The following is a 26,645-nucleotide window of genomic DNA, read 5'->3' as shown; positions in this document are numbered from 1 at the left end:
ACCGTGCTATGACGCAGCTCTCATGCGGTTCTCCGTCACAACCTGGAACATCAATTCGGTGCGGCTGCGCATCGACCTCGTCGCCAAGTTCATCAAGGCGGCGCGGCCGGACGTGCTGTGCTTGCAGGAGACCAAATGCATCGATGACGCGTTTCCGCTGAAGCGCTTCAAGCGGCTCGGCTATGAGCACGTCGCGCTGAACGGGCAGAAGGGTTATCACGGCGTCGCCATCATCTCGCGTCTGCCGTTCGAGAGCACCGACATCAGGACCTTCTGCGACAAGATCGACTCGCGCCACATCTCCGTTTCCTTCGGCGAGAAGGCGCAAATCTCAAAGCCGCTGGTGCTGCATAATTTCTACGTGCCGGCCGGCGGCGACATTCCCGACCCCGCGCTCAATCCGAAGTTCGAGCACAAGCTGCAATTCCTCGACGAAATGAAAGCTTGCGAGCCGCTGCATCCGCGCGGCGACGACCGCCACATCCTGGTCGGCGACCTCAACGTCGCGCCGCACGAGAACGACGTGTGGTCGCACAAGCAGCTCTTGAAGGTCGTCTCGCACACGCCCATTGAAACCGAGAAGCTGCTTGCCGCGCAAATGCACGGCGAATGGTTCGATATCGCGCGCGAGCGGATCCCGCTGTCGGAGAAGGTCTACACCTGGTGGAGCTACCGCGCCGCCGATTGGACCGTCGGCGACCGCGGCCGGAGGCTCGACCACATCTGGGTGTCCCGCGCGCTGAAGGACCAGGTCAGCGATTTCAGGATCACCCGCGACGCCCGCGGCTGGGAGCGCCCGTCCGACCACGTGCCGGTGACCGCGGTGCTGGAGGTCTAGGCGTTCAGAGCAGGCCATAGACGCTTGCTCAGCTTGCCTCTCCCACAAGGGGAGAGGTGGAGTATGCGGCGCGGCCGTCGTTCAATTTTAACCAGCTACGTATTCAGCTTCGCGCCCGCCATCAGGATATCGCTCGCGAGCTGGCTCGTGCGCGCCGCGAGGTCGTCGCGCAGCCGTCGCGCTGCGGCGGGATCGCTTTCCAGCACGCGCTGGAACAGGCTGCGCGCGATCCGAATCACCGAGGCGCGTTCGAGCGCGGTCGCGGTCGAGGGTCGCTTCATCGCCACGATCAGCGCGAGCTCGCCGATCAGCGCGCCGGGACCGGCGACGATCTCGGCACCGCCTTCCTCGACGCGGAATCTCCCGCTCTGGACGACATAGCCGGCATCGGCCGCGTCGCCCGCCTTGAACAGCACGTCACCGTTTTCGAAATCGCGTTGCTCGGAGCCGATCGCCAGCATGCGCAAGGAGGTATCGCCCAACAGACGCATCGTCGGGACCCGCTCGAGCAGGGCTACATCATCGTCGATCGACATTCAGGGCCGGGAACCGGAGTGCGCCTCGATTTTACGAATCGTTGAGCGCAAAGCGTATCACGGCACCAGCTTGTAGCCACCGGCTTCGGTGACCAGGATTTCCGGGTTGGCCGCGTCCTTCTCGATCTTCTGGCGGAGGCGGTAGATGTGGGTTTCCAGCGTGTGGGTGGTGACGCCGGAATTGTAGCCCCAGACCTCTTGGAGCAGGGTCTCGCGCGACACCGGCATCTGGCCGGCGCGGTAGAGGAAGCGGAGGATCGCGGTCTCCTTCTCAGTCAGCCGCACCTTCTTGGCGTTGGCGCCGGTGAGCATCTTGGAGCCGGGCCGGAACGAGTAGGGGCCGACCGAGAACACCGCGTCCTCGCTGGCCTCATGCTGGCGAAGCTGCGCCCGGATCCGGGCGAGCAGCACCGCGAAGCGAAAGGGCTTCGCCACGTAGTCATTGGCGCCGGATTCCAGGCCCAGGATGGTGTCCGAATCGGTGTCGTGGCCGGTCAGCATGATGATCGGGGCCTTGAAGCCGCCCTTGCGCAGGCTGCGGACCACCTCGCGGCCATCGGTATCCGGCAGGCCGACATCCATCAGGACCAGATCGGGGGAATTGGCTTTGGCAGCGCTGGCGCCCTTGGCACCGGTATCGACTGCGGAGGCCTCGAATTCCTCGTGCAGCGACAGTTGCTCGACCAGCGTATCGCGCAGATCGGTATCGTCATCCACGATCAAGATCTTGCGGGCATTGGCCATTGGTACAATCCTTCGGGGGCAGCAGGCGGACAGAAGCGGAGGGCGCTTATGACCGGGACTTGAGATAGATATGGGTTCAGGTAGGCGATTGTTACCGATTCACAAGACAACGGCAGTTTATCCCAAAATCGGCAGGCGGGAGGTGAATGTCCTGTAATCCCGCCAGATAGAACAGCCAGGGCGCCCAAGGCAAGTTTGGATTGGAGTGATTCTGAAGGGGAAGGCCAGCTATTTCAATCACTTATATGACAGATGCACGTGATCGCCCGCTCTCCGCCATTCGGGTCCACCGCGCCGCCGGAGACCCGCGCCGGGGCTGGCTGAGCGCGGACGGCTGGACGGTGCCGGTCGCACTCGGACGCGGCGGGATTCTGGCCAACAAGCGCGAGGGCGACGGCGGCACACCACGCGGCATCTTCCGTCCGCTGCGGCTGTGGTGGCGCGCCGACCGCTACCGGCGGCCGCGAACCTTCCTGCCGACCCGGCCGATCCGCCCCGAGGACGCCTGGTGCGAGGACCCCAGCGATCGTCATTACAACCAGCCGATCCGGCTCGACGGCGCGGAGCCCGGCGACCGCCTGACCCGCGCGGATCATCTCTACGACTTCATCGTCGAGATCGACCACAACGCCGCGCCGCGCGTCGCCGGCCGCGGTAGCGCGGTGTTCCTGCATTTGGCGCGCCCCAATTTCTCGCCGACCGCCGGCTGCGTCTCGATGACGAAGTCGTCGATGCTGCGTCTGTTGCGGCGGATGAGCCCGCAGACCAAGATCATCATCGGCTAAGCTTAACCCTCATGGTGAGGGGCAGCGCGTCTCTGGACGACGCTTCGCGTCGCCAGGCGAACCATGAGGCCCGAGCGGTGGCCTGCATCCTTCGAGACGACGCTACGCGGCTCCTCAGGATAGGGTTAGAGTGTTTACAACGGAACAAGATCGCACTTGGGAACGCATTAATGCTCGACAACAACCAGATCGCGGCGGCCTCGAAAGTCCTGCACGACCACTGGCGCAACGGCACCAAGCTCGGCGAGCTCGACGGCGCGATCCGGCCGCGCGACCGCGCCGAGGGCTATGCGGTGCAGGCCGCGCTAGAGAAAAGCTCGCGCGAAAAACTGTTCGGCTGGAAGATCGCCGCGACCAGCGCGGCCGGCCAGAAGCACATCAATGTCGCGGGCCCGCTGGCCGGGCGCATCCTCGCCGAGACCGTGATCGCCGATGGCGGCACCGCGTCGATGACGGGCAACGAGATGCGCGTCGGCGAGCCGGAATTCGCTTTCCGCATGGCGCGCGACCTGCCGCCGCGCACATCGCCCTACAGCGTGCAGGAGGTGCTCGACGCCGTCGGCACGCTGCATCCCGCCATCGAGATTCCGGATTCGCGCTTCGCCGATTTCACCGCCGCCGGCGAGGCGCAGTTGATCGCCGACAATGCCTGCGCGCATCTGTTCGTGCTTGGCCCCGCGACCTCGGCCGACTGGCGCGCGATGGATCTGATCGAGGAGCGGCCGACCATCACGCTGCGCGGCCAGCACTACACTGGGCACGGCAAGAACGTGCTCGGCGATCCCCGCGTCGCGCTGGCGTGGTGCGCCAATGAACTACGCGGTCTTGGGCTGACGCTGCGGGCAGGGGAGGTGATCACAACCGGCACCTGCCACCCGCCGCTGCCGATTGCAGCCGGCGATGTCTTCGCGGCGGATTTCGGCGTGCTGGGAAAAGTGTCGGTGCGGTTCGCGTAGGCTCCCTCCATCGTCATTGCGAGGAGCGAAACGACGAAGCAATCCATAGCTCAACAAGCGGGCCTATGGATTGCTTCGCTTCGCTCGCAATGACGATTCCAGGCAGCTAAGCTTGCGACACTGTCCTAGCCCCAAAGATCGCCGACCCCACGCGCACATGGGTGGCGCCCATCTGGATTGCCACCGCGAAATCCGCGCTCATTCCCATCGAGAGATTCTTCAGGCCGTTGCGTGCGGCGATCTTGGCGCAGAGCGCGAAATGCGGCGCCGGCGCCTGGTCGACCGGCGGGATGCACATCAACCCCGAGATCTGCAAACCGTATTTGTCGCGGCACGCAGCGATGAAGGCATCGGCGTCCTGCGGTGCGACGCCGGCCTTCTGCGGCTCCTCGCCGGTGTTGATCTGGACAAACAATTCCGGCTGCTTCTGCCGGGATTTGATTTCCTTGGCTAATGCTTCGCAAATGCTCGGACGATCGACGGAATGGATCACATCGAACAGCGCGACGGCATCCTTGGTCTTGTTCGACTGCAGCGGCCCGATCAGATGCAGCACCAGTCCGGGGTGAGCCTGCATCAACACCGGCCACTTGCCCTTCGCTTCCTGCACGCGATTCTCGCCGAAAACACGCTGTCCCGCGTCGATAACGGGTGAAATGGCATCGGCCGCGAAGGTCTTCGACACCGCGATCAGCGTCACCGAGGCGCGATCGCGGCGCGCTTCCTTGCAGGCACGCGCGATCTCCTGCTCGACGGTGGCAAGGCCGTTTGGTGAATGCGCTGATAACGGTGTGGTCGGGCTTTGCGGCATGTTTGTATCGTTTTCTGACGGGCGGTGGTGTTGGGTCGAATTTTACCAAATTCGGGAAAGGCTTTTTGAAGCCCTTCATCTTACCTTGGCGCACGGGCAAGGGACCAAGATGTCGGGCGTAACCTTCAACCGCAACCGGGTGAAACTCAAGAAGGTTCTGGGCATTCGTGCCCGGCTGGCCTTGCTTGCAGTGATGCTGGTTGCGCCCCTGATGCTCGATCGGGTCCGCACGCTGGAGGCGTTCCGCGCCAAGCAGATCGCGCAGGCAGCGGAGGTCTACGCCAATCTGACCAGCCATGCCGCCGAAACCCAGCGCGAGGTGGTTTCCTCGGTCGAGACCATGCTGAAGTCGGCCGCCTATATCAGAGCCTCCGGCGGCATCGCGCGGAGCTGCGAGGTGCTGCGCGCCAGCCTGCCGACGATCCTGCCGTGGATCCACAGCATCATGTTCGCGTCCCGCGACGGCGTGGTGCAGTGTTCCACGCTCAACGCCCAGGTCGGGATCAATCTCGCCGACCGCGACTATTTCAAGAAAGCGCAGAGCACGCGCGGCTTCGTCTTCAGCGATTATTTGTTCGGCAAGCCCAATGGCCGTCCGATGATGATGGCCGCCTATCCGGTCGCCGCGATCAATCCGGAGGAGGATGCCGTCGTCGTCGCCGGCATCAATATCGACTGGCTTTCGCAGATCATGGGCAATCTCGGCGGACAGCCGGGCATGTCGGCGGTGCTGGTCGACAGCACCGGTGTCGTGATCGCCGCGCCATCGGACCATGCGAGCCTGATCGGCCGCTCGCTCGACACTGTTCCGTTGATGTCGGCGATCGCGGAGAAGGCGCTGAGCTACGACGAGCCCTCAGGCTCGGTGTCGTTCACCGCGTCCGACGGCGCGCAGCGCACGCTGAGCTTCGCCCGCATCTCCGGAACGCAGTCACGGCTGATCGTGAGCATGGATGAAGCGAAGGTGACGGCGGCGATCAACCGCGAGATCCGCACGGCCTATCTGCAGCTCGGCTTCGTCTGCCTGTTCGTGCTGCTTGGCGCGCTGGTCGGCGCGGAGAAGCTGATCATCAAGCCGATCGAGCTGATGACCGGCATGGCACGCCGGTTCGGCGAGGGCGACTGGTCTGCGCGCGTCGCCAAGCACAAGCTGCCGTCGGAGTTCGTTCCGCTGGCGCGCGCCTTCAATGCGATGGCCGCGCAGCTCAGTCAGCGCGAACGCGAGCTCCTCGCCTCCAATGACCGCCTGACCGTGATGGCCTCGATCGACGCGCTGTCGGGCCTTGCCAATCGCCGCGGCTTCCAGAGCCGGCTCGATTTCGAGTGGATGAAGTCGCAGCAATATGACTCCGCGCTATCGCTGTTGATGATCGATGTCGATCACTTCAAGCTCTACAACGACACCTACGGTCATCCCGAAGGCGACACCTGCCTCACCAGGATCGGCGAAACGCTATCCGGTATCGCCGCCGACACGATGGGCTTTGCGGGCCGCTATGGCGGCGAGGAATTCTGCCTGCTGCTGCCGAACACCGACGCCGCGCGGGCGCTCGCGATCGGCGAGACCGTGCGCACGGCGGTGCTCGGGCTGGCAGTGCCGCACTCAACGTCGGGCCACACCATCGTCACCGTGAGCGTCGGCGTCGCGACGACGAAGCCGAACGACGCCCTTCGCCCCGGCGATCTGATCGAAGCCGCCGACGCCGCGCTCTACGCCGCCAAGCACCGTGGCCGCAACGCGGTGGTCGAGCATGGCTTCGTGAAGGCGTTGGACGAAGCTGGGATGGCGCTGGCGAGCTGAGGCGCCATGCGGAATTGCTGCCGACGCAGAGGAAAGAGCCGCGCCCATGCCACCGATTTGCCCGACGGCGCAAGGCCTCGCATCAAAAATATTTCTGTTTTCCAGAAGTGCAACTCGGTGTATGAATTGGCTGTCTCACCCGCCTGAGGGGCGCTACGCGATCGTCACGAGTGTTGGGTCGAGATGCGGTGGACGCCGATGTCACGGCTGACGAGCGTGACCGAGGCGGACGACGAAATCGTGCAGGCCTGACGCCCTAAGGTCCGGACTCAATCAGGTCCACCAAATGATAGCGGCAGCAAGATTGACGGCCGAGAGGAAGTTTCTGGCGAGCTTGTCATAGCGGGTTGCAATGCGCCGCCAGTCCTTGAGCCTGCAAAACATGCGCTCGACGAGGTTGCGCCGCTTGTATGCGGCGCGGTCGAACGGATGGAAGCGTTTTCGGGTGGGATTGTTTGGGATGACCGGGGTTGTTCCCCGTTCGATGAGGAATTGCCGCAGTTCGTTCGCGTCATAGGCCGTGTCGGCCGCACAGCAACGCGGTGGTGGCAGAGAGCTGAGCAGGGGCAGCGCCGCGCGGATGTCACCACGCTGACCTGGCGTTACTTCGAGCGCGATGGCGCGTCCGAGACTGTCGCAGACGGCGTGGATCTTGGTGGTCCTGCCACCGCGGGAACGACCGATGGCCTGAGCCTCCGCCCCCCTTTTCCACCGGCCGCCGCACGGTGCGCCTTGGCGGTCGTGGAATCGATGGCCTGGAAGTCGTCATCGGGCGACAGGCCCCGAAGTGCTTCGAACAGATTGCGCCAGACCTCGCGCCGCGACCAGCGGTTCCAGCGATTGTAGACGGTCGTGTAAGGGCCGAACACTGCCGGGCAATCGCGCCAGCGGCAGCCGGACTTCAACACATGGATGATGCCACTGATCACGCGGCGATCATCGACTCGACGAGCGCCGGGCTGATTTTGCGGCAGCAAGGGCTCGATTGCTGCCCACTGCCGATCATTCAACCAAAACTCGCCCGCCATGATCCAAGCCCCGCAAATGCAGAGCTTGAATCATATCTCCACGTAAAATTATACATCTGATTGAGTACAAACCTTAGCACTACTTTGGCAGAATGTGTTTGCGCGACTGCTTTTCAAGGATTTGCTTTCGGCAATATGGGCACTGCTGAGACGGCGGCCGAAGGATGAGATCGACGATGGCGTGACGTACGGCGGGCATGGTTGGTTGAGGCGGAGGCCCGTTGATTCTTTTTTTTCCGCCCCGCGTGTGCGAGGCGACGATGTTGCAGGAAGGCGTAGGCAATCATGGTCATCAGGGCGTGGCGATGAAGACCTTGCCATGATCGCCCTTCGAAGTGATCCAGTCCAAGCTCCTCCTTCAACTGCTGATGCGCCTGCTCACAAATCCACCGTGCCTTGATGGTTGCGGCCAGCGTGCGCAGATCCGTCGCCGCCGGGAGATTGGCGAGATAGTATTTCTTCTCCCCGGAGGCGCGTTGCTCGCCAATGAGCCAGGCCTCGTCGCCTGGGAGATGCTGCTGACCCTTGTCCCAAATCCGCTGCGGAGGGCCGTCGGCGGTGCGGACACGGACAGCAGCAAATCGGGCTGTCAGACGACCTTTCGTTCCGCTGCGCCAACTCACGGTTTTCCATTTGGCGCTGGCCAGCATTTGTTCTGCCGCAATCGATAAGACATCTGGTACGTGGTGCTTTCGTGGCTTCCCGCGGACTTTGGTAATCGGCCAAATGAGCTGTACATCAACCGGATACACCTTGAGATGCCGAGGGATGCCGACGGCCCAGGCCAGGCCGCGTTCTGTTAGCCCCTGTCGAAACGGTGCGCTAAGCCCGTATCCTGCATCCGCCAGCACGCATCCAAAGCGCACGTTGGCTGCCATCGCTCGGTCAACCTCGGCCAAAGCAATTTCCGGCTTGGATCGTGCCGTTCGGTGTTCGATCGGCACGCGAGCACGCTTCAAACGAGACACATTGCTCGTCCAGCTTTCGGGCAAAAAGAGACGCAGCGCGACCATTACTGGCACTTCGCCGCGCGCAAGGGTCAGCGACACCAGCGTTTGGCAATTTGCCGTTTTGCCAAGAGAGGACGCATATTGAGGCGCGACGCCAACCGAGCGTTCGCCCTTCTTCGGCATTGCGGTGTCGTCAATAACGAGCACCGCGTCCTTGCCGCCGACAAGCCGGTCGGCCTGATTTAACAGTTCAGATTCCAGCGGAGTCGCGTCCCAGACACCGTCGGCAATGAAATGGTGCAACTGATCGTAGTTGCCCGCGGCAAGGCGCTCCGCCATCGGCTGAACGCTTTTGCGGTCGCCGGGACCGATCAATCCCGCAACGTACAATGGACACATCCGCCGCCGGGTCCTATGACCCAACCGATCCAGGAACGGCTTCAGCCAGCGTTCGAGTTCGTCTTCCCACTCCGCCATGGTCAGCCCTCCGAGAGCCGACCACCCATGAATCATTGAAAAATCGATTCGGGAATCCTAAAAAACGCAGTAAAAGCGATAATCTGCCAAAGTAGTGTTAGTGGCAGGTGTCTCATCAGTAAGAGCTAGAACCCTCACTGATGACGGTGACAACAAAGCCCAGTCTCGCCGGGGAGAGCGCGTATAAGCCGTAGCCCATCGCGCAGGGAAAGCCGGGATGATTCCGGTTTCACCTGTGGTCCTACCCTCGGTGCTTTTTTGTTGCACCGGGCCCATGGGTGCGATCGGCACCCGGCTTTCCCTGCGCCCTCTGATCGAAAGAGGGCGGAATGTGAGGCAAGACTCGGACAGATCATGTCGCGAGAACGCGAAATTGCGCCCCCAACACCCTGTCGTCGCCCGGTTTGCCGCTTTCGCTAAAGCTCCGGCGCGCCCGAGGCCGCAAGCCCCGTCGAAGCCTTGGCGTAGACGGGACCGGGCGATCCAGTACGCCGCGGCTTTTCGGGTTGAACTCAGGCGTTTCTGGAATACTGGTCACCCGACTTCGCGGGTGACGACACCGAATAAGTTCCTTGAGGATGCCCCAAGGCAGCCAGTTGCGGCAGCTCCAACCAACCCCGATCCGCCCCCTGCGGCAGCGGCAGGGCCAGGCCGCGAGGGATGAGGCTTTGTAGGGGCCCAAACCGTTGACCCCATGGGCGTTTTTGTGGCCTAGTCCGCCGTCCTTTGATGGGACCCGAAAATCACCCAAAGCCCTGCGATTTCATGACCTCTGAACGCTACAACGCCCGTGAATCCGAGCCCCGCTGGCAGCGCCTGTGGGATGACAAGGCGATCTTCGCCTCGAAGAACGACGATAAGCGGCCGAAATATTACGTGCTCGAGATGTTTCCCTATCCGTCCGGGCGCATCCATATCGGGCATGTCAGGAACTACACGCTGGGCGACGTGCTGGCGCGCTACATGCGCGCCAAGGGGTTCAACGTGCTGCATCCGATGGGCTGGGACGCGTTCGGCCTGCCGGCGGAGAACGCCGCGATCGAGCGCAAGGTGGCGCCGAAGGCCTGGACCTACGACAACATCGCCGCGATGAAGAAGCAGCTCAAGTCGATCGGGCTGTCGCTCGACTGGAGCCGGGAGTTCGCGACTTGCGATCCCTCCTACTACAAGCATCAGCAGAAGATGTTCCTGGACATGCTGCGCGCGGGCCTCGCCGAGCGCGAGAAGCGCAAGCTGAACTGGGATCCGGTCGACATGACCGTGCTCGCCAACGAGCAGGTGATCGACGGCCGCGGCTGGCGCTCGGGCGCCATCGTCGAGCAGCGCGAGATGAGCCAGTGGGTCTTCAAGATCACGAAGTACTCGGAGGAGCTGCTGGAGGCGCTGGACGGACTGGACCGCTGGCCCGACAAGGTGCTGCTGATGCAGCGCAACTGGATCGGCCGCTCCGAAGGCCTCTTGATCCGCTTTGCGCTCGATACGGCGACGACGCCGGCCGGCGAGAGCGAGCTGAAGATCTTCACCACGCGGCCGGACACGCTGTTTGGCGCGAAGTTCATGGCAATCTCCGCCGATCACCCGCTGGCGCAGGCCGCGGCCGCGAAGGACCCCAAGCTTGCGGAGTTCATCTCCGAGATCAAGAAGATCGGCACCGCGCAGGAGATCATCGACACCGCCGAGAAGCAGGGTTTCGACACGGGCATCAAGGCGATCCATCCGTTCGACCCGAGCTGGAAGCTGCCGGTCTATGTCGCGAATTTCGTGCTAATGGAATACGGCACCGGCGCGATCTTCGGCTGTCCGGCACACGACCAGCGCGACCTCGACTTCGTCAACAAATACGGGCTCGGCAACGTGCCGGTGGTCTGCCCCCAGGGCCAGGACCCGAAGACCTTCGTCATCACCGACACCGCCTATGACGGCGATGGCCGCATGATCAATTCGCGCTTCCTCGACGGCATGACCATCGAGCAGGCGAAGGAAGAGGTCGCCAAGCGCCTTGAGTGCGAGATGCGCCCCTTGCCTAACTCTTCCCCGCAAGCGGGGGAGGGAAGGGTGGGGGCCGTCGGCGAGCGCCAGGTGAATTTCCGCCTGCGCGACTGGGGCATTTCACGCCAGCGCTATTGGGGCTGCCCGATCCCGGTGATCCATTGTCCCAAGTGCGACGTGGTGCCGGTGCCCGACGACCAGTTGCCGGTGACGCTGCCGGAGGACGCGACCTTCGACAAGCCGGGCAACGCGCTCGATCATCACCCGAGCTGGAAGCACGTCACCTGCCCGAAATGCGGCGGCAAGGCGGTGCGCGAAACCGACACGATGGACACCTTCGTGGACTCGTCCTGGTACTTCGCGCGCTTCACCGATCCCTGGAACGAGGAGGCGCCGACGACGCCCGCGGTCGCCAACCGGATGATGCCGGTCGACCAGTATATCGGCGGCGTCGAGCACGCGATCCTGCATCTGCTCTACAGCCGCTTCTTCACCCGCGCGATGAAGGCGACCGGCCACATCGACATGAAGGAACCGTTCGCCGGCATGTTCACCCAGGGCATGGTGGTGCACGAGACCTACCAGAAGGCCGACGGCACCTATGTCACGCCGGCCGAGGTGAAGGTCGAGATAGGCGGCAACGGCCGCCGCGCGGTGCTGATGGCGACCGGCGAAGACATTGCGATCGGTCCGATCGAGAAGATGTCGAAGTCGAAGAAGAACACCGTCGACCCCGACGACATCATCGCGAGCTACGGCGCCGATGTCGCGCGCTGGTTCATGCTGTCCGATTCGCCGCCGGATCGCGACGTGATCTGGAGCGACGAGCGCGTGCAGGGCGCCTCGCGCTTCGTGCAGCGGCTGTGGCGGCTGGTGAACGAATCGGCCAAGATCGCAAAGTCGGCGCCGGCGGCGCGGCCGGCGACCTTCGGGCCCGAGGCGCTCGCCTTGCGCAAGGCCGCGCACGGTGCGCTCGACAAGGTCTCGTCGGGCATCGAGCGGCTGCACTTCAACGTCTGCCTCGCCCATATCCGCGAGTTTGCCAACGCACTGGCCGAGGTATTGGGGAAGGGTGACAAGCCCGCGCCCGACGTCGTCTGGGCGGTAAAAGAGGCCGCGACCATCCTGGTCCACCTGTTCTCACCCATGATGCCGCATCTGGCCGAGGAGTGCTGGGCGGTTTTGGGCCAGAGCGGGCTGGTATCGGAGGCCGGTTGGCCTCAAATCGAGCGCGATTTGCTGGTCGAAGACAGCGTGACCCTGGTCGTTCAGGTCAACGGCAAGAAGCGGGGTGATGTTACTGTGCCACGCACCGCCCAAAATGCGGAGATAGAGGCTGCCGTTTTGGCGCTCGATGCGGTAAAACTCGCCTTGGGCGGCAAACCCGTCCGCAAGGTGATCGTAGTTCCCATGAGGATCGTGAATGTCGTCGGCTAGGATCAGGATCGCTGCCCGGTTGATTGCCGTGGCTGCCTTGGCCGCGCTGACGGCCGGCTGCTTTCACCCGATGTATGCCGAGCATACCGACGGGACGCCGGGCCTGCGCGAAAAGCTGATGGGCGTCGAGATTCCACCGGTCGACAAGCCGAACGCCTCCCGCGAGGCGCGGGTCGGCGTCGAGATCCGCAACGCGCTCGCCTTCAAGCTCTATGGCAATGCCACCGGCATGCCGCCGACCCATCGGCTTGTCCTGAGATTCACAACCAGCCGTTCCTCGCTGATGATCGACCCCGCCACCGCGCTGCCGACCAGCGAGAACTACGGCATCAACGCGCAGTTCAACCTGATCGAGATCGCATCCAACAAGTCGGTGATGACCGGCACGACCTTCTCGCGCGTGTCCTATGACATGCCCGGCTCCTATCAGCGTTTCGCCCGCTCGCGCGCCTTCCGCGACGCCGAGGATCGCGCCGCGCAGGAGATCGCCGACAACATCCAGACCCGGCTGGCGTCGTTCTTCTCTGCCGGGACCTGATCACCGCATTGGTCGCGCTTCGCGGAAAAGAGATCGACAGCTTTCTCGCCCGGCCTGACGCTGGCCGCCCGATCATCCTGCTGTACGGCCCGGATGCGGGCCTGGTGCGCGAGCGCGCCGACGCGCTGATGGCGTCGGCGGTCGACGATCCCAACGATCCGTTCTCGCTGGTGCGGCTCGATGGCGACGAGCTCGCCGCCGAGCCCTCGCGGCTGGTCGACGAGGCGATGACGGTCCCGCTGTTCGGCGGCCGCCGCGCCATCCGCGTCCGCGCCGGCTCGCGCAATTTTGCCAGCGGCGTCGATACGCTCGCCGAGACACAATTGAAGGATTGCCGGATCGTGATCGAGGCCGGCGAGCTGCGGCCGGAATCGCCGCTGCGCAAGGCCTGCGAGCGCGCCAGGAACGCGGTGGCGATCGGCTGCTATCCCGACACCGAGCGCGATCTGACCAAGCTGATCGAGGACGAGCTGCGCATTTCCAACCTGCGGCTGGCGCCGGATGCGCGCGCGGTGCTGATGTCGTTGCTCGGCGGCGACCGCCAGGCCTCGCGCAACGAGCTGCGCAAGCTCGCGCTGTTCGCGCACGGCAAGGGCGAGATCACGCTCGATGACGTGGTGACTGTCGTCTCCGACGCATCCGAGCTTAAGCTCGATCCGATCGTCGACGGCGCCTTTGCCGGCAATGCCGCGCTGGTCGAGAGCGAGTTCGCAAAGGCGATGGTCGCCGGCACCTATCCCGGCGTGATCATCTCGGCCGCGCAGCGCCACGCGGCTTGGCTGCACAAATCGGCGCTCGCGGTCGCCGACGGCACCCCTGTTACCGCCGTGCTCGAAGGCGGATTTCCGCGGCTGCACTTCTCGCGCAAAGCCTCGGTCGAGATCGCGCTGCGCAATTTCAGCGCGCCGCGGCTGGTGACCGTGATCGAGCAGCTCGCGACCGCCGCGCTCGAGATGCGCAAGCAGGCCTCGCTCGCCGCCGTGATCGGACAGCGCTCGCTGCTGTCGATCGCGGCGAATGCGAAGCGGCGGGGATAGCGCACGATATTGGGGAGACGTCATTGCGAGCGAAGCGAAGCAATCCATCGTCCCGCAAAGGAAACATGGATTGCTTCGTCGCTTCAGCGCAAAATTGCTTTGCAATTTTGTCGCGAGCTCCTCGCAATGACGGAAAAGAGATCGGCTGGACTAGCCGCCTTCCAGCCGCCGCACCACCTCATCGAGCTGCTCGAGGTTGCGGTAGTTGATCTGCACCGTGCCGCCGGGATCGCGATGGTTGACGGTGACGGTAAGGCCGAGCGCGTCGCTGACACGCTTCTCCAGTGCCAGGGTGTCGGCATCCTTGTTGACCTTGGCCGCAGCGCTCGAGCGCGCCTTTTGCGGCTTGCGCTCCGGCACGCCTTCCTCATGCGCCAGCGCCTCGGCCTGGCGGACGTTGAGGCCTTCGGCGACGATGCGCTTCGCAGCCGCGAGCGGATCGGGCACGCCGATCAGCGCGCGGGCGTGACCGGCGGAGAGATCGCCCTTGGCGATCAGCGCCTGCACCTCGGCGGGCAGCTTGGTCAGCCGCATCATGTTGGCGACGTGGCTGCGGCTCTTGCCGACGATCTTGGCGATGTCCTCCTGGCTGCGTTTGAACTCGTCGGCCAGCGCATGATAGCCCTGCGACTCCTCCATCGCGTTGAGGTCTTCGCGCTGAACGTTCTCGATGATCATGATCTCGAGCGCATCGGAGTCGTTGACCTCGACCGGCATGATCGGCACTTCGTGCAGGCCGGCAAGCTGCGAGGCGCGCCAGCGGCGCTCGCCGGCGATGATCTCGTAGCGGTCCTGCACGCCCTTGATCGCGCGCACCACGATCGGCTGGATCACGCCGCGCTGCTTGATCGAATCGGCGAGCTCGCCAAGCTCGACATCGGCAAAGGTGCGGCGCGGGTTGCGCGGGTTGGCCTTGAGGAATTCGATCGGCACCTTGCGCTGCGCGCGCGGCCGCTCGACATGCGCGGCCTCGCCGCCGACATCCCCGATCAGGCTTGCAAGCCCGCGCCCCAGTCGCGAACGCGCTTCATCAGCCATTGTTGCGAGCTCCCTTGGATTCACGCGCAGTACTCCGGAAATCGAATCTTGAATTGGGCAGACAGAACGAGACGTGTCCACCATGCGGCGCGACGGGTGATGGACACAGCGAGAAAGTCTGTGCCCACACCATCATCGTCAATGCGTGCGCAGCTCGCGCTCGCGCTGGATCACCTCGGTGGCGAGCTTGAGATAGGCTTCGCTGCCGGCGCATTTGAGATCATAGACCAGGACCGGCTTGCCGTAGGACGGCGCCTCCGAAATGCGCACGTTGCGCGGGATCATGGTGTCGTAGACCTTGGCTCCCATGAACTGGCGCACGTCGGCGACGACCTGGTTGGAGAGGTTGTTGCGCGAGTCGAACATGGTCAGCACGATGCCGTGGATCGACAGGTTCGAATTGAGCGTCGAGCGCACCTGCTCCACGGTCTGCAGCAACTGCGACAGACCTTCGAGCGCGAAGAACTCGCACTGCAACGGCACCAGGATCGCATCCGACGCCGCCATCGCATTCACGGTGAGCAGGTTGAGCGACGGCGGGCAGTCGATCAGCACATAGGTGTAGTCGGCTTCTGGCGAGACATTGTTGTTGAGCCCGGCGATCGCATCGCGCAACCGGAACGCGCGGCCCGGCGTGGTGCCGAGTTCGAGCTCGAGGCCGGAAAGATCCATGGTAGAGGCCGCGATGTGCAGCCGCGGCACCGCGGTCGCGACCACGGCATCGCGCAGCGGCGCTTCGCCGACCAGCACATCATAGGTCGAGCAGCTGCGGTTGCGGCGATCGATGCCGAGGCCAGTCGACGCGTTGCCCTGCGGATCGAGATCGACGATCAGGACCCGCTCACCAATCGCAGCGAGTGCCGTACCAAGATTGATCGCTGTGGTGGTCTTGCCCACGCCGCCCTTCTGATTGGCGAGCGACAGGATGCGCGGATGGCCGGCCGGCTGCGGCGCCCTATCCTCTTGATAAACCTCATCCATCACAGTCATACCAGAATACCACTTGCTGCCGCGGAGCCCCCTAGCGCCGCTCGATTGACGCGAGTTCGACGATCCAGCCGTGTCCGCCGGTACGGCTGGAATGAAGCTTTGGTTCAATATTCCAATATTTAGTGGCCTCGGTCAATTCGGCCTCTACATCTTGACCTTTCAAAAACAGCGCTCTCGCGCCTTTTTTGACCCACGGCTCCGCGAAGCCGACAAGTTGATGTAACGGAGCCAGCGCCCGCGCGGTGACGCAATCGATCGGACCAGAGATTCTATCCACAGTATCCCCGATATCAGCGAGATGCACTGTCCCCGGCGACGCCGTCACGCGAATCGCCTCGCGCAAGAATGCCGCCTTCTTGGCGATTCGCTCAACCAGATGAACCGATGCGTCCGGCGTCTCGGCCAGCGCGCAGGCCAGCACCACGCCGGGGAAGCCGCCGCCGCTGCCGAGATCGACCCAGGACTTTGCCGATGGCGCTAGATTCAGAAGTTGCAGCGAATCGGAGATATGGCGGGTCCAGAGATTCGGGAGCGTCGATGGCGCCACCAGATTGGTCTTGGCCTGCCACTCCAGCAGGAGCGCGACATAGCGATCGAGGCGAGCTTCCGTTTCACGTGAAACAGGAGTCAGCGCGAGCGCCGCGGCCTTGTCGCCGCCGGAGACTTGAAGCTCTGAGGATTGGGAAACTGGAGCCATCTTCTTGGATGCCGACCGAGCTCGCCGTTGGGACAAATCGATGCAATCCAGAAGTGCTGCCCGGAAGCGATGGACTGCTTCGTCGCTTCCGCTCTTCGATACGACGGACAGTCGACCGCCGTCCCGTTTCACGTGAAACGCTATGCGGACGCCTTCGCGGTCTTGCGCCGCGCCTCGCGGCGCAGATAGGCGGCCAGGATGCCCAGCGCGGCCGGCGTCATGCCGTCGATCCGGCCCGCCTGCCCGATCGTCCGTGGCTGTGCCTTCCGCAGCTTGGCGCGCGCTTCATTCGAGAGGCCCGGCACATCGGCGTAATCGACGCCGGTCAGAACCATGCTCTCATCCCGCCGGAAAGCATCAACCTCGGCGGTCTGGCGCTTCAGATAGACATCGTATTTGGCGTCGATCTCCAGATGCACCGCGATGGCAGGATCGATGGCCGACAGCTTCGGCCAGATCGCACGGACCGCGGGCCATTCGATCTCCGGGTAGGCTAACAGTTCAAAGGCCGAGCGGCGGGTCCCATCGCGGTTGAGCGACAGCCCATGCCTGACGGCTTCATTCGGCGTGATCGAGAGCGACTTCGCCAACGTCTTCGCGGCCTCCAGCGCCGCCATCTTGGTCCGGTGGCGCGCTGCGCGGGCTGTCCCGACGCATCCGAGCGCGATGCCCTTGTCGGTGAGCCGCTGGTCGGCGTTATCGGCCCGCAGCGTCAGCCGGTATTCGGCGCGCGAGGTGAACATCCGATAAGGCTCGGTGATCCCGCGGGTGACGAGGTCGTCGATCATTACGCCGAGATAGCCGTCAGCGCGGTCGAACACGATCGGGTCGGCGCCGCCGGCAACCAATGCGGCATTGAGCCCTGCGACAATGCCCTGCCCGGCCGCCTCTTCGTACCCGGTGGTGCCGTTAATCTGCCCGGCCAGGAACAGCCCCTGGAGGCGCTTGGTCTCCAGGGTCGGATGAAGCTCGCGCGGATCGACATAGTCGTATTCGATCGCATAGCCCGGCCGGATCATCTTCACCCGCTCAAGGCCGGGAACGCTGGCCAGGATCGCAAGCTGGACCTCCTCCGGCAGCGATGTCGAGATACCGTTCGGATAGACCGTGGTGTCGTCGAGCCCTTCCGGCTCCAGGAAGATCTGATGGCCATCGCGATCGCCAAAGCGGACGATCTTGTCCTCGATCGAAGGGCAATAGCGCGGTCCGGTGCTCTTGATCTGGCCGGAATACATCGGCGAGCGATGGACATTGGCCCGGATCACCTCATGGGTCGCCGGCATGGTCCTGGTGATGCCGCACTGGATCTGAGGCGTCGTGATCCGCTCGGTCATCACTGAAAATGGCTCAGGCGGATCGTCTCCCGGCTGCATTTCGACCACCGACCAGTCGATCGTGGTGCCATCCAGGCGCGGTGGAGTCCCGGTCTTGAGCCGTCCCAGGGTAAAGCCGACGCGTTCAAACGACGCAGAGAGCCCCATGGCCGGCTCCTCGCCGACTCGGCCGGCGGGCCAGTTCCTCTCGCCGAGGTGGATCAGACCGCGCAAGAAGGTTCCGGTCGTAATCACGACGGCACCCGTCGAGAGCGTTCGGCCGTCGCCCAAGCGAATGCCGGTCACGCGCCCATCAGCGACGATCAGCTCGTCAGCTTCACCTTCGATCACTCTCAGATTGGCGGTCTCAGTAATCGCGGCCTGCATGGCCGCGGCATAGAGCTTCCGGTCGGCCTGAGCCCGGGGACCACGGACCGCTGGCCCCTTCCGGCGATTGAGCATCCGGAACTGGATGCCGCTGGCATCGGCAACACGACCCATCAGACCATCAAGGGCGTCGACCTCGCGCACCAGGTGCCCCTTGCCGAGGCCTCCGATGGCGGGATTGCAGGACATCGCGCCAATAGTTAAAAAGCGGTGAGTCACAAGGGCAGTCTTTGCGCCCATCCGGGCAGCCGCGCTCGCAGCCTCGCAGCCGGCATGGCCGCCGCCGATGACGATGACGTCAAATGTATCCGCCGGAGAAATCATGGCGGGACTTCTATCGCGGAGTCATGAATGCCGGAAGAACGAAGTTGAAAGCTCCGTTGTTTCACGTGAAACGGGCGCCCTTGGTTCCGGCCAATCTGTTTCACGTGAAACGCGCGACTGGTCACACCGGGGGCAATTAGTGTTTCACGTGAAACGATCCGACAGTACCCCGATCGGGCGTCTTACTTCCCTATGCAGAATTCTCGGAAGATCACGTCAAGGATGTCCTCGACATCGACCCGGCCGAGCAAGCGGCCAAGGGAAAAGGCCGCGCTGCGGAGTTCCTCAGCGGCTAATTCTTCGCCCTGGCCGATCACGTCGAGGCTGCGGTGGAGCGATTGCGCCGTCTCCTCCAGCAACTTGCGTTGCCGTGTCCGGCTGATCAGTCCGCCTTCGCTGGTCCCGAAATAGTCGTGCGCGAAGCCAACCAGCGCCGTGATCAGTTCGGGAATTCCATCGCCGCGGGCTGCGGAGATCCTGAGCTGGGGGTTTGTGTCCCCCTCGCCCAGTCCGCTGGACCGCGCACGATCGAGATCGACCTTGTTGCGTACCAGCCAGACCGGCGTCGTATCTTCGTGCGTCCCCACCCCGCCAGCACCGTCGGTCAGCCAGAGGACGAGATCCGCTTCCGCAGCTCGCGCCCGCGCACGGCGGACGCCCTCCTGCTCCACGGGATCCTCGGTCTCGCGGATGCCCGCCGTGTCGATGACCGTCACCGGATAGCCGTCGAGATCGAGCTGAACCTCGATTACGTCACGCGTGGTGCCGGCATGCGGCGAGACGATCGCGACCTCACGGCGCGCAAGCTGGTTGATCAACGTCGACTTGCCGACATTCGGCGGACCCGCGATCGCGACCACCAGGCCATCGCGCAGCCGTTCCCCTTGTCCTTGCGCCGCCAGGACGCCTTGAATCTCATCGTGAAGGGATCTGATCTTCGCCAGCGCCGGCGCAATCAGTTCGTCGGGCACATCGCCTTCGTCGGAGAAATCAATGCCGGCTTCGATCAGCGCCGACGCCGCGATGATTTGCTCGCGCCAGTCGCGCGCGCGGTCGCCAAGCAGCCCCTTCAACTGACGCAGCGCCTGGCGCCGCTGGCGGTCGGTATCGGCGTGGATGAGATCGTCGAGGCCCTCCGCCTCGGTCAGGTCGAGTTTGCCGTTCTCGAAGGCCCGCCGCGTGAATTCGCCGGGCTCGGCCGGACGTACATTGTCGAACGCAGCGAGTGCTCCAAACATCGTTGCGAGCACCGCGCGTCCGCCATGGACATGGAATTCGGCAACGTCCTCGCCAGTCGCACTCGCCGGCGCTGGAAACCACAGCACGACCGCGTCGTCGATCGGTTGACGGCCGGAATCGCGGAGCAGCACACGGGTGGCCATCCGCGGAACCGGCATCTTGCCGGCCAGGCCCGAGACGACTGACTCGGCCATTGGACCAGAGACCCTGATAATCGCGATCGCACTCGGTGCCCGACCGGACGACAGCGCAAAAATGGTTTGGTCGCGTGGATGCATCGCCTATTTGTTCCCGAGCACTTAGAAAGGCAATGCGGTTTCGTTTCGCAACATTTGATCAGGATGATGCACTGCAATATAACTTGGATGCGACCGCAATATTTCCGCAGCAATTATGCTGCAATCGGCCCTCTGATCCCGCAGCACAGCCGTTCTTCAGTTAATATAGCTGTTATAAATCAATACGTTATAAGGTAATTATGTACCAACGCGCCGCGCTCCATGTTGCGGGCGTACTGCAACAAGACCGCAACATGAAAAGGGCGCCCCGTTTGAACGGAGCGCCTGTCGTTCCGGGCTACAGCGTCAGGTGTTCATCGAATCGAAGAACTCTGCGTTGTTCTTCGTGTTCCGAAGCTTGTCGAGCAGGAAGTCGATCGCGTCCATGGTGCCCATCGGATTCAGGATGCGGCGCAGGACGTACATCTTCTTCAGCACCTGCGGATCGGTGATGAGCTCCTCCTTGCGGGTGCCGGACCGGGCAATGTCGATCGCCGGGAAGGTCCGCTTGTCGGAGACCTTGCGGTCAAGGATCAGTTCGGAGTTACCGGTGCCCTTGAACTCTTCGAAAATGACTTCATCCATACGGCTGCCGGTATCGACCAGTGCGGTCGCGATGATGGTCAGCGAACCGCCCTCCTCAATGTTGCGCGCGGCACCGAAGAAGCGCTTCGGGCGCTGCAAGGCATTGGCGTCGACGCCGCCGGTCAGTACCTTGCCGGATGACGGCACCACCGTGTTGTAGGCGCGGCCGAGGCGCGTGATCGAATCGAGCAGGATCACGACGTCGCGGCCGTGCTCGACGAGCCGCTTGGCCTTCTCGATCACCATCTCAGCGACCTGGACGTGACGTACCGCGGGTTCGTCGAAGGTGGACGAGACCACTTCACCCTTCACCGAGCGCTGCATGTCAGTGACTTCTTCGGGACGCTCGTCGATCAGCAGCACGATCAGATAGCAGTCAGGATGATTTGCGGTGATGGAGTGCGCGATGTTCTGCATCAGCACCGTCTTGCCGGTGCGCGGCGGCGCCACGATCAGCGCGCGCTGGCCCTTGCCGATCGGCGCGACAATGTCGATCACGCGGGCAGAAAGATCTTTCTTGGTGGAGTCCTCGAGCTCCATGCGGAAGCGCTGATTGGGAAACAGAGGCGTGAGGTTGTCGAAATTGACCTTGTGCCTGGATTTCTCGGGGTCTTCGAAATTGAGCGTGTTGACCTTCAGCAGCGCGAAGTAGCGTTCGCCTTCCTTCGGGCTGCGGATGTGGCCTTCGATCGTATCGCCGGTGCGCAGGCCAAAGCGGCGGATCTGCGAGGGCGAGACGTAGATGTCGTCGGGGCCCGGCAGGTAGTTCGCGTCCGGCGAACGAAGGAAGCCGAAGCCGTCGGACAGAACCTCGACGACGCCTTCACCGATAATGTCGGTCTCGGCGATCGCGAGCTGCTTGAGGATGGCGAACATCAGCTCCTGCTTGCGCATGGTGCTGGCGTTTTCGACCCCGTTCTCTTCCGCAAACGAGACGAGCTCAGCCGGCGTTTTCGATTTGAGGTCCTGGAGTTTGATTTCCCGCATTGGGATAGTCCTGTGAGGAAGTAAGTAGGGAAGGGGTGCGAGGTGGCTTTGGAAAAAGCGGACGCCAAAGGAAGGTCCGCAGGTCTCAGCCAGGAAAGTGCCGTTGGGGCTTCAAACCTGATGCGGCGCCGGCCCAAAAACGAACCGAAACGCGACCACATCCGCCTGCGTAGGGTGGGATAAAGCCTATATAGAAAATCGATCCGTGCTCCGCAAGAAGGACTGAAGCCTGCTTCTTGAGCATTATCGTCCCTAGAACGGCTTAACGACCACCATGATGACGATCAGAATCATCAGGATTGTCGGTACCTCATTGATAATACGATAGAATTTCTGGCTACGCTGATTCCGATCCGCGGCGAAATCCTTGACCCACCGGGCAAAAAAGCCGTGGACACCGGACATTATCAGCACCAGCGTAAATTTGACGTGAAACCAGCCCGAAAGGTACCAGTGTCCAGCCCAGACCAGATAAAGCCCGGCGAGCCAAGTCACGATCATCGCGGGGTTGATGATCGCCTTCAAAAGCCGCCGTTCCATCACCTTGAACGTCTCGGACTGCTTCGAGCCGGGCTCGGCTTCGCAGTGATAAACGAACAGCCGCGGCAGATACAGCATCCCCGCCATCCACGAGATGACGGCAACGATGTGCAGGGCCTTGATCCACTCGTACATGGCGGGGCTGCCTTTCAAGGAACGGCTCGGACGGTCTCAGCGTTGCGAGTAAAGCTCTCCAAGCGAGGGGCGGATACATATCCGCAAGCTCGGCTCTCCTAAACCTATTAATTTTAGAATCTAAGGTTTGAGTCTGAATGGCGGTGGATTTGACTCACGCAAGGCGATCCAGCCGTTCTCGCAGGCTTGTTCACATCCCTCAACATTCTGGCGCGGCAGCAAGCTCACTGGAATTCGGTGATCTCACTCAATTGCTTGCGCAGGTCCGTGGCCAGCTTATGAAGAGACAAATCCACACCTACCCACTATCATCGCTCCCATGACGTCGACTTATCCTTTTGCGAGGCGCTGTGAAGAAAAGGATGAGATATCCCGAGGCTGGCCGGCGGCCCCGGATTCTCCTCCTCGGTCTCCACAGGGATTCACAAAATAGACAGGAATTTTGGTGCCCACGAACTCCAACTATTTCCATCTGCATCTGGTGTCGGATTCGACCGGTGAGACGCTGATCACCGTGGCACGTGCGGTCGCCGCGCAATACGCCAACGTGACCGCGGTCGAGCATGTCTATCCGCTGGTGCGTAGCCAGAAGCAGCTCGATCGCGTGCTCGATGAGATCGAGGAATCGCCAGGCATCGTGCTGTTCACGCTGCTGGAGAAAGATCTCGTCGGCCGGCTCGAAGACAAGTGCAAGGAGATCAATGTTCCGAGCCTGTCGATCATCGGGCCGGTGATGCAATTGTTCGAGGCGTATCTGGGTGCCGCGACGACGGGACGGGTCGGCGCGCAGCACGTGCTCAACGCGGAATATTTCCGGCGGATCGATGCGTTGAACTACACCATGATGCATGACGACGGTCAGCATGTCGAAGGCCTCGAGGAAGCCGACATCGTCTTGGTCGGCGTATCGCGCACGTCGAAGACGCCGACGTCGATCTATCTCGCCAATCGCGGCATCCGCACGGCGAACGTTCCGCTGGTGCCGGGCATTCCGCTGCCGCACCAGCTCGAAACCCTGAAGAAGCCGCTGGTGGTCAGCCTGCACGCAACGCCGGAGCGATTGATTCAGGTGCGGCAGAACCGCTTGCTCAGCATGGGCGACCGCGACAACGACACCTACATCGATAAGCAGGCGGTGGCCGACGAGGTCGCCTTTGCACGACGCTTGAGCGCGAAATTCAACTGGGCGCTGCTCGACGTGACGCGTCGCTCGATCGAGGAGACCGCGGCCGCGGTGATGAAGCTCTATGCCGACCGCCAGCGCGCGCGGCCCCCCGAGTGATCGTTGCGTCATGACCATCTGGCGTGGACAACAGAAGCTGATCCTGGCGTCGCAAAGCCGCGCGCGGAAAATGCTGCTCGAAAATGCCGACCTCGATTTCGAGGCGCTGCCGGCCAATATCGACGAGCGCGCCGTGCAGAAGCAATCCGGTCTATTGGCGCCAGGCGAAATCGCCTCGCTGCTGGCGTGCGAGAAGGCCTTGTTCGTCTCCCGCCAAAGGCCCGGCCACTATGTCGTCGGAGCTGATCAAACGCTTGCGCTTGGGCCGCGGATGTTCAGCAAGCCGGCCGGCCGGGCGCAGGCCGCCGAGCAGCTCAGTCTGCTCGCAGGCAATGTCCATGAACTCCATTCGGCCGTCTCGGTTGCGCGTGACGGAAAAATCTTGTTTGCCGATGTGAGCGTCGCGCGCATGACGATGCGGCGGCTCAGCGAGGGCGAGATCGAAGCCTATCTCGACCAGGCCGGAGCGGCGGTGACGACCAGCGTCGGCGCCTATCAGCTCGAGAGCCTGGGCGTACATCTGTTCGAGCGCATCGAGGGCGACCATTTCACCATTCTCGGCCTGCCGCTATTGTCGCTGCTCGGGTTCCTGCGCCGCGAGCGAATGCTCGCGGTCTGAGGCGCTGTTGAAAGGCATGGCGACGGAAAAGATGCTGATCCGATGTTGATCCTTGGACTGACCGGCTCGATCGGGATGGGAAAATCCACGACAGCAAAACTGTTCATGGAGGCCGGCGTGCCGGTGTACGACGCCGATGCGGCCGTGCATCAATTGTATGAAGGGGAAGCGGCGCCGGCGATTGAGGCGGCGTTTCCCGGAACGACGGTCAATGGCAAGGTCGACCGCGCCAAACTCTCCGCGCGCGTGGTGCATGATGCCGCGGCGATGCAGCAGCTCGAGCAGATCGTGCATCCGATGCTCGGCGCGTCGCGCCGGAAATTCTTCGCCGACGCGGAGGCCGCCGGCGCACCCGTGGTTGTCGTCGACGTGCCGCTATTGTTCGAGACCGGCGGCGAAAAGCGGGTCGATGCCGTGGTGGTCGTCTCCACCTCGCCGGAGCTGCAGCGCGAGCGCGTGCTGGCGCGAGGCACGATGGATGCCGAGAAGCTCGACGCCATCATCGCGCGCCAGACTCCGGACGCCGAAAAGCGCAAACGTGCGGATTTCATAGTGGATACCTCGCACGGGCTTGAGCCGGTGCGGGCGCGCATCCGCGACATTCTGGCCGAGGTTGTTAAGATGCCGAAGCGGCGCGTCTGATTCGCCCGCTCTTCGGATTCCTTCACGTCATGCGCGAAATCGTTCTCGATACCGAAACCACTGGCCTCGATCCGCTGCGCGGCGACCGATTGGTCGAGATCGGTTGCGTCGAGATCTTCAATCGCATGCCGACGGGGCAGACCTACCACGTCTATATCAATCCCGAGCGCGACATGCCGGCGGAGGCATTCGCCGTGCACGGCCTGTCGACCGAGTTCCTGGCCAGCAAGCCGCTGTTCAGCGAGGTGGTCGAGGAGTTCCTGGCCTTCATTGGCGACACGCCGCTGGTGATCCACAACGCGTCCTTCGACGTCAGCTTCATCAACGCCGAGCTCGATCGCATCAAGCGGCCGACGATTCCGAAGGATCGTCTGGTCGACACCTTGCTGCTGGCGCGCCGCAAGCACCCCGGCGTGTCGAACCGGCTCGACGATCTCTGCTCGCGCTACTCGATCGACAATTCCCACCGCACCAAGCACGGCGCGTTGCTCGACGCCGAGCTCTTGGCCGAGGTCTATATCGACCTGATCGGGGCACGGCAGTCGCAGCTCATCCTGGCGTCGGAGACGTCGGACGCCCGCGCCGGCAGCTATGGCGATACGCCGCGGCGGCAGCGTGAAATTCCGCTGGTGCCACGGGTCAGTGATGCCGATCGCGAGGTTCACCGGGCCTTTGTCGCGACCTTGGGCGACAAGCCGATCTGGAACGACTATTTGCCACCGGTACCTGTGGCTGTACCGGCCGCTTAAAAGCAATTCGGCCCTGATTGCGATCAGGGCCGAATGCGCTTGCCTGTTGGTTTTGCCTGAATGCCGTCGGATCAGCTCGGCTTGACGCCGGACGCCGCCTGCGCGGCAGCTTGCCGCTCCATGTTCTGGCGGTAGAGGCCGACGAAATCGACGGGATCGAGCATCAGGGGCGGGAAGCCGCCGTCGCGGACCGAGGTCGCGACGATTTCGCGCGCGAACGGGAACAGCAGCCGCGGGCACTCGATCATGACCAGCGGGTGCAGGTTTTCCTGCGGAACGTTCACGATCCGGAACACGCCGGCATAGGCCAGGTCGAAGCTGAACATCACCTTGCCGGCGCTTTCGGCCTTGCCCTCGATCGACAGGATCACCTCGAAGTCGTTTTCCGCGATGTTGTTGGCGGAGACGTTGATCTGGATGTTGATCGCCGGCTGCTGCTGCTGCGGGCCGAGCGAGGCCGGCGCGTTCGGGTTCTCGAACGAGAGATCCTTGGTGTATTGCGCCAGCACGTTGAGCTGGGGCGGGGCCTGCTCGACGGGTGCGCCGTTGCCGTTGGTCATGAAATGTCTCCTGAAGCGGCGCTCGATGGACTGGATGTCCGACGGCACGCGTTAAGGTGTTGGGAATGCAGATGCCGCGCGAGTGGCTATCATAGGCCCGGCGCGCTCGACAAGGACGACGAGGCAAAGAGCGCGCGGCGGATTCCTCCGCCGGCAGTGGTCAAACCGATCCGCACAATCCATTAACGGCTTCCTAAATTATTGAATATGCGTGATTTCCGGGCAGGAACGGGTTTCCTCCCAGCGGTAAAACGCGCTACAATTGCCCGTGCCAAAAAGCGCCATTGGCCGGGCATAGTTTCGTGCCTACATGCTGCGGACTCAATCGGTGATGTAATCTCTGCCGTTCCCCG

Annotated in this window: 23 protein-coding genes and 1 pseudogene; 11 read left to right on the top strand and 13 right to left on the bottom strand. The window is 63.0% G+C overall.

Features of this window, described 5'->3' with window-relative positions:
- The first annotated feature begins 22 nt into the window (after positions 1 to 22).
- Positions 23 to 838, top strand: coding sequence for an exodeoxyribonuclease III (locus MTX23_RS01050; RefSeq protein ID WP_280974804.1), 816 nt, complete (start codon positions 23 to 25; stop codon positions 836 to 838).
- Between the two features lie 95 nt (positions 839 to 933).
- On the opposite strand, the gene MTX23_RS01045 is transcribed toward MTX23_RS01050, so the two are convergent.
- Complete coding sequence (locus MTX23_RS01045; RefSeq protein ID WP_280974803.1) at positions 934 to 1,374, bottom strand: cyclic nucleotide-binding domain-containing protein; 441 nt, start codon at positions 1,372 to 1,374, stop codon at positions 934 to 936.
- A gap of 57 nt (positions 1,375 to 1,431) precedes the next feature.
- The gene (locus tag MTX23_RS01040) at positions 1,432 to 2,118 is read right to left on the bottom strand and encodes a response regulator transcription factor (protein ID WP_280974802.1); all 687 of its coding nucleotides are present in this window, start codon (positions 2,116 to 2,118) and stop codon (positions 1,432 to 1,434) included.
- Between the two features lie 245 nt (positions 2,119 to 2,363).
- Here MTX23_RS01040 and MTX23_RS01035 point away from each other — a divergent pair, with 245 nt between their 5' ends.
- A complete protein-coding gene (locus tag MTX23_RS01035) occupies positions 2,364 to 2,903 on the top strand; it encodes a L,D-transpeptidase family protein (protein ID WP_280974801.1) in 540 nt (179 codons plus the stop codon).
- A 170-nt stretch (positions 2,904 to 3,073) separates the two neighbouring features.
- Positions 3,074 to 3,859 (top strand): fumarylacetoacetate hydrolase family protein, encoded by a 786-nt coding sequence (locus MTX23_RS01030; protein ID WP_280978330.1) that lies wholly within the window; start codon positions 3,074 to 3,076, stop codon positions 3,857 to 3,859.
- Between the two features lie 106 nt (positions 3,860 to 3,965).
- Here MTX23_RS01030 and MTX23_RS01025 read toward each other — a convergent pair whose 3' ends face one another.
- Positions 3,966 to 4,670, bottom strand: a complete 705-nt coding sequence (locus MTX23_RS01025) for a YggS family pyridoxal phosphate-dependent enzyme (protein WP_280974800.1) — start codon at positions 4,668 to 4,670, stop codon at positions 3,966 to 3,968.
- Positions 4,671 to 4,779: 109 nt separating this feature from the next.
- Here MTX23_RS01025 and MTX23_RS01020 point away from each other — a divergent pair, with 109 nt between their 5' ends.
- Positions 4,780 to 6,471, top strand: a complete 1,692-nt coding sequence (locus tag MTX23_RS01020; RefSeq protein WP_280974799.1) for a diguanylate cyclase — start codon at positions 4,780 to 4,782, stop codon at positions 6,469 to 6,471.
- 273 nt (positions 6,472 to 6,744) lie between these two features.
- Here the strand turns inward: MTX23_RS01020 and MTX23_RS01015 are convergent.
- Positions 6,745 to 7,499 (bottom strand): annotated as a pseudogene (locus tag MTX23_RS01015) (IS5 family transposase).
- A gap of 113 nt (positions 7,500 to 7,612) precedes the next feature.
- Positions 7,613 to 8,962, bottom strand: coding sequence for an IS701 family transposase (locus MTX23_RS01010; RefSeq protein WP_280972939.1), 1,350 nt, complete (start codon positions 8,960 to 8,962; stop codon positions 7,613 to 7,615).
- Between the two features lie 729 nt (positions 8,963 to 9,691).
- On the opposite strand from MTX23_RS01010, the gene leuS reads away from it, so the two are divergent.
- Genes leuS through holA form a run of 3 tightly spaced genes read left to right on the top strand, consistent with a single transcriptional unit; the run spans position 9,692 to position 13,927 of the window.
- Positions 9,692 to 12,352 (top strand): leucine--tRNA ligase, encoded by a 2,661-nt coding sequence (leuS, locus tag MTX23_RS01005; protein WP_280974798.1) that lies wholly within the window; start codon positions 9,692 to 9,694, stop codon positions 12,350 to 12,352.
- Positions 12,339 to 12,890, top strand: coding sequence for an LPS assembly lipoprotein LptE (lptE, locus tag MTX23_RS01000; protein ID WP_280974797.1), 552 nt, complete (start codon positions 12,339 to 12,341; stop codon positions 12,888 to 12,890). The genes leuS and lptE overlap by 14 nt, the downstream gene beginning before the upstream one ends.
- Positions 12,891 to 12,898: 8 nt before the next feature.
- The gene (holA, locus tag MTX23_RS00995; protein ID WP_280974796.1) at positions 12,899 to 13,927 is read left to right on the top strand and encodes a DNA polymerase III subunit delta; all 1,029 of its coding nucleotides are present in this window, start codon (positions 12,899 to 12,901) and stop codon (positions 13,925 to 13,927) included.
- Positions 13,928 to 14,077: 150 nt separating this feature from the next.
- On the opposite strand, the gene MTX23_RS00990 is transcribed toward holA, so the two are convergent.
- The 7 genes from MTX23_RS00990 to hemJ form a co-directional block, all read right to left on the bottom strand.
- Positions 14,078 to 14,965 (bottom strand): ParB/RepB/Spo0J family partition protein, encoded by an 888-nt coding sequence (locus tag MTX23_RS00990; protein WP_280974795.1) that lies wholly within the window; start codon positions 14,963 to 14,965, stop codon positions 14,078 to 14,080.
- Between the two features lie 138 nt (positions 14,966 to 15,103).
- Complete coding sequence (locus tag MTX23_RS00985) at positions 15,104 to 15,955, bottom strand: ParA family protein (protein WP_280974794.1); 852 nt, start codon at positions 15,953 to 15,955, stop codon at positions 15,104 to 15,106.
- A gap of 31 nt (positions 15,956 to 15,986) precedes the next feature.
- Positions 15,987 to 16,652 carry a 16S rRNA (guanine(527)-N(7))-methyltransferase RsmG gene (rsmG, locus tag MTX23_RS00980; protein ID WP_280974793.1) on the bottom strand — a complete coding sequence of 222 codons (666 nt, stop codon included), beginning with the start codon at positions 16,650 to 16,652 and terminating at the stop codon, positions 15,987 to 15,989.
- 140 nt (positions 16,653 to 16,792) lie between these two features.
- Positions 16,793 to 18,676 (bottom strand): tRNA uridine-5-carboxymethylaminomethyl(34) synthesis enzyme MnmG, encoded by a 1,884-nt coding sequence (gene mnmG, locus MTX23_RS00975; protein ID WP_280974792.1) that lies wholly within the window; start codon positions 18,674 to 18,676, stop codon positions 16,793 to 16,795.
- Positions 18,677 to 18,858: 182 nt separating this feature from the next.
- Entirely contained in the window at positions 18,859 to 20,193 is a 1,335-nt protein-coding gene (gene mnmE, locus MTX23_RS00970; RefSeq protein WP_280974791.1) for a tRNA uridine-5-carboxymethylaminomethyl(34) synthesis GTPase MnmE, read from the bottom strand.
- A gap of 306 nt (positions 20,194 to 20,499) precedes the next feature.
- Positions 20,500 to 21,765, bottom strand: a complete 1,266-nt coding sequence (gene rho / locus MTX23_RS00965; RefSeq protein ID WP_280974790.1) for a transcription termination factor Rho — start codon at positions 21,763 to 21,765, stop codon at positions 20,500 to 20,502.
- A 252-nt stretch (positions 21,766 to 22,017) separates the two neighbouring features.
- Positions 22,018 to 22,440: a protoporphyrinogen oxidase HemJ gene (gene hemJ / locus MTX23_RS00960; protein WP_280974789.1), complete on the bottom strand. Its 423-nt coding sequence runs from the start codon at positions 22,438 to 22,440 to the stop codon at positions 22,018 to 22,020.
- Positions 22,441 to 22,885: 445 nt separating this feature from the next.
- Here hemJ and MTX23_RS00955 point away from each other — a divergent pair, with 445 nt between their 5' ends.
- From MTX23_RS00955 to dnaQ, 4 genes are read left to right on the top strand one after another with little or no spacing between them, the layout of a single operon-like run.
- Positions 22,886 to 23,722, top strand: coding sequence for a pyruvate, water dikinase regulatory protein (locus MTX23_RS00955; RefSeq protein WP_280974788.1), 837 nt, complete (start codon positions 22,886 to 22,888; stop codon positions 23,720 to 23,722).
- A gap of 10 nt (positions 23,723 to 23,732) precedes the next feature.
- Positions 23,733 to 24,341, top strand: a complete 609-nt coding sequence (locus MTX23_RS00950; RefSeq protein WP_280974787.1) for a Maf family protein — start codon at positions 23,733 to 23,735, stop codon at positions 24,339 to 24,341.
- A 42-nt stretch (positions 24,342 to 24,383) separates the two neighbouring features.
- Positions 24,384 to 24,983, top strand: a complete 600-nt coding sequence (gene coaE / locus MTX23_RS00945; protein WP_280974786.1) for a dephospho-CoA kinase — start codon at positions 24,384 to 24,386, stop codon at positions 24,981 to 24,983.
- Between the two features lie 29 nt (positions 24,984 to 25,012).
- Positions 25,013 to 25,732: a DNA polymerase III subunit epsilon gene (gene dnaQ / locus MTX23_RS00940; RefSeq protein WP_280974785.1), complete on the top strand. Its 720-nt coding sequence runs from the start codon at positions 25,013 to 25,015 to the stop codon at positions 25,730 to 25,732.
- A 71-nt stretch (positions 25,733 to 25,803) separates the two neighbouring features.
- On the opposite strand, the gene secB is transcribed toward dnaQ, so the two are convergent.
- Positions 25,804 to 26,292 (bottom strand): protein-export chaperone SecB, encoded by a 489-nt coding sequence (secB, locus tag MTX23_RS00935; protein ID WP_280974784.1) that lies wholly within the window; start codon positions 26,290 to 26,292, stop codon positions 25,804 to 25,806.
- Between the last annotated feature and the right edge of the window lie 353 nt (positions 26,293 to 26,645).

The organism is Bradyrhizobium sp. ISRA436 (assembly GCF_029910015.1).
Classification (GTDB): Bacteria; Pseudomonadota; Alphaproteobacteria; order Rhizobiales; family Xanthobacteraceae; genus Bradyrhizobium.
Note: the sequence above shows the minus strand (reverse complement) of the source record. Positions and strands in the feature narration are given on the sequence as shown.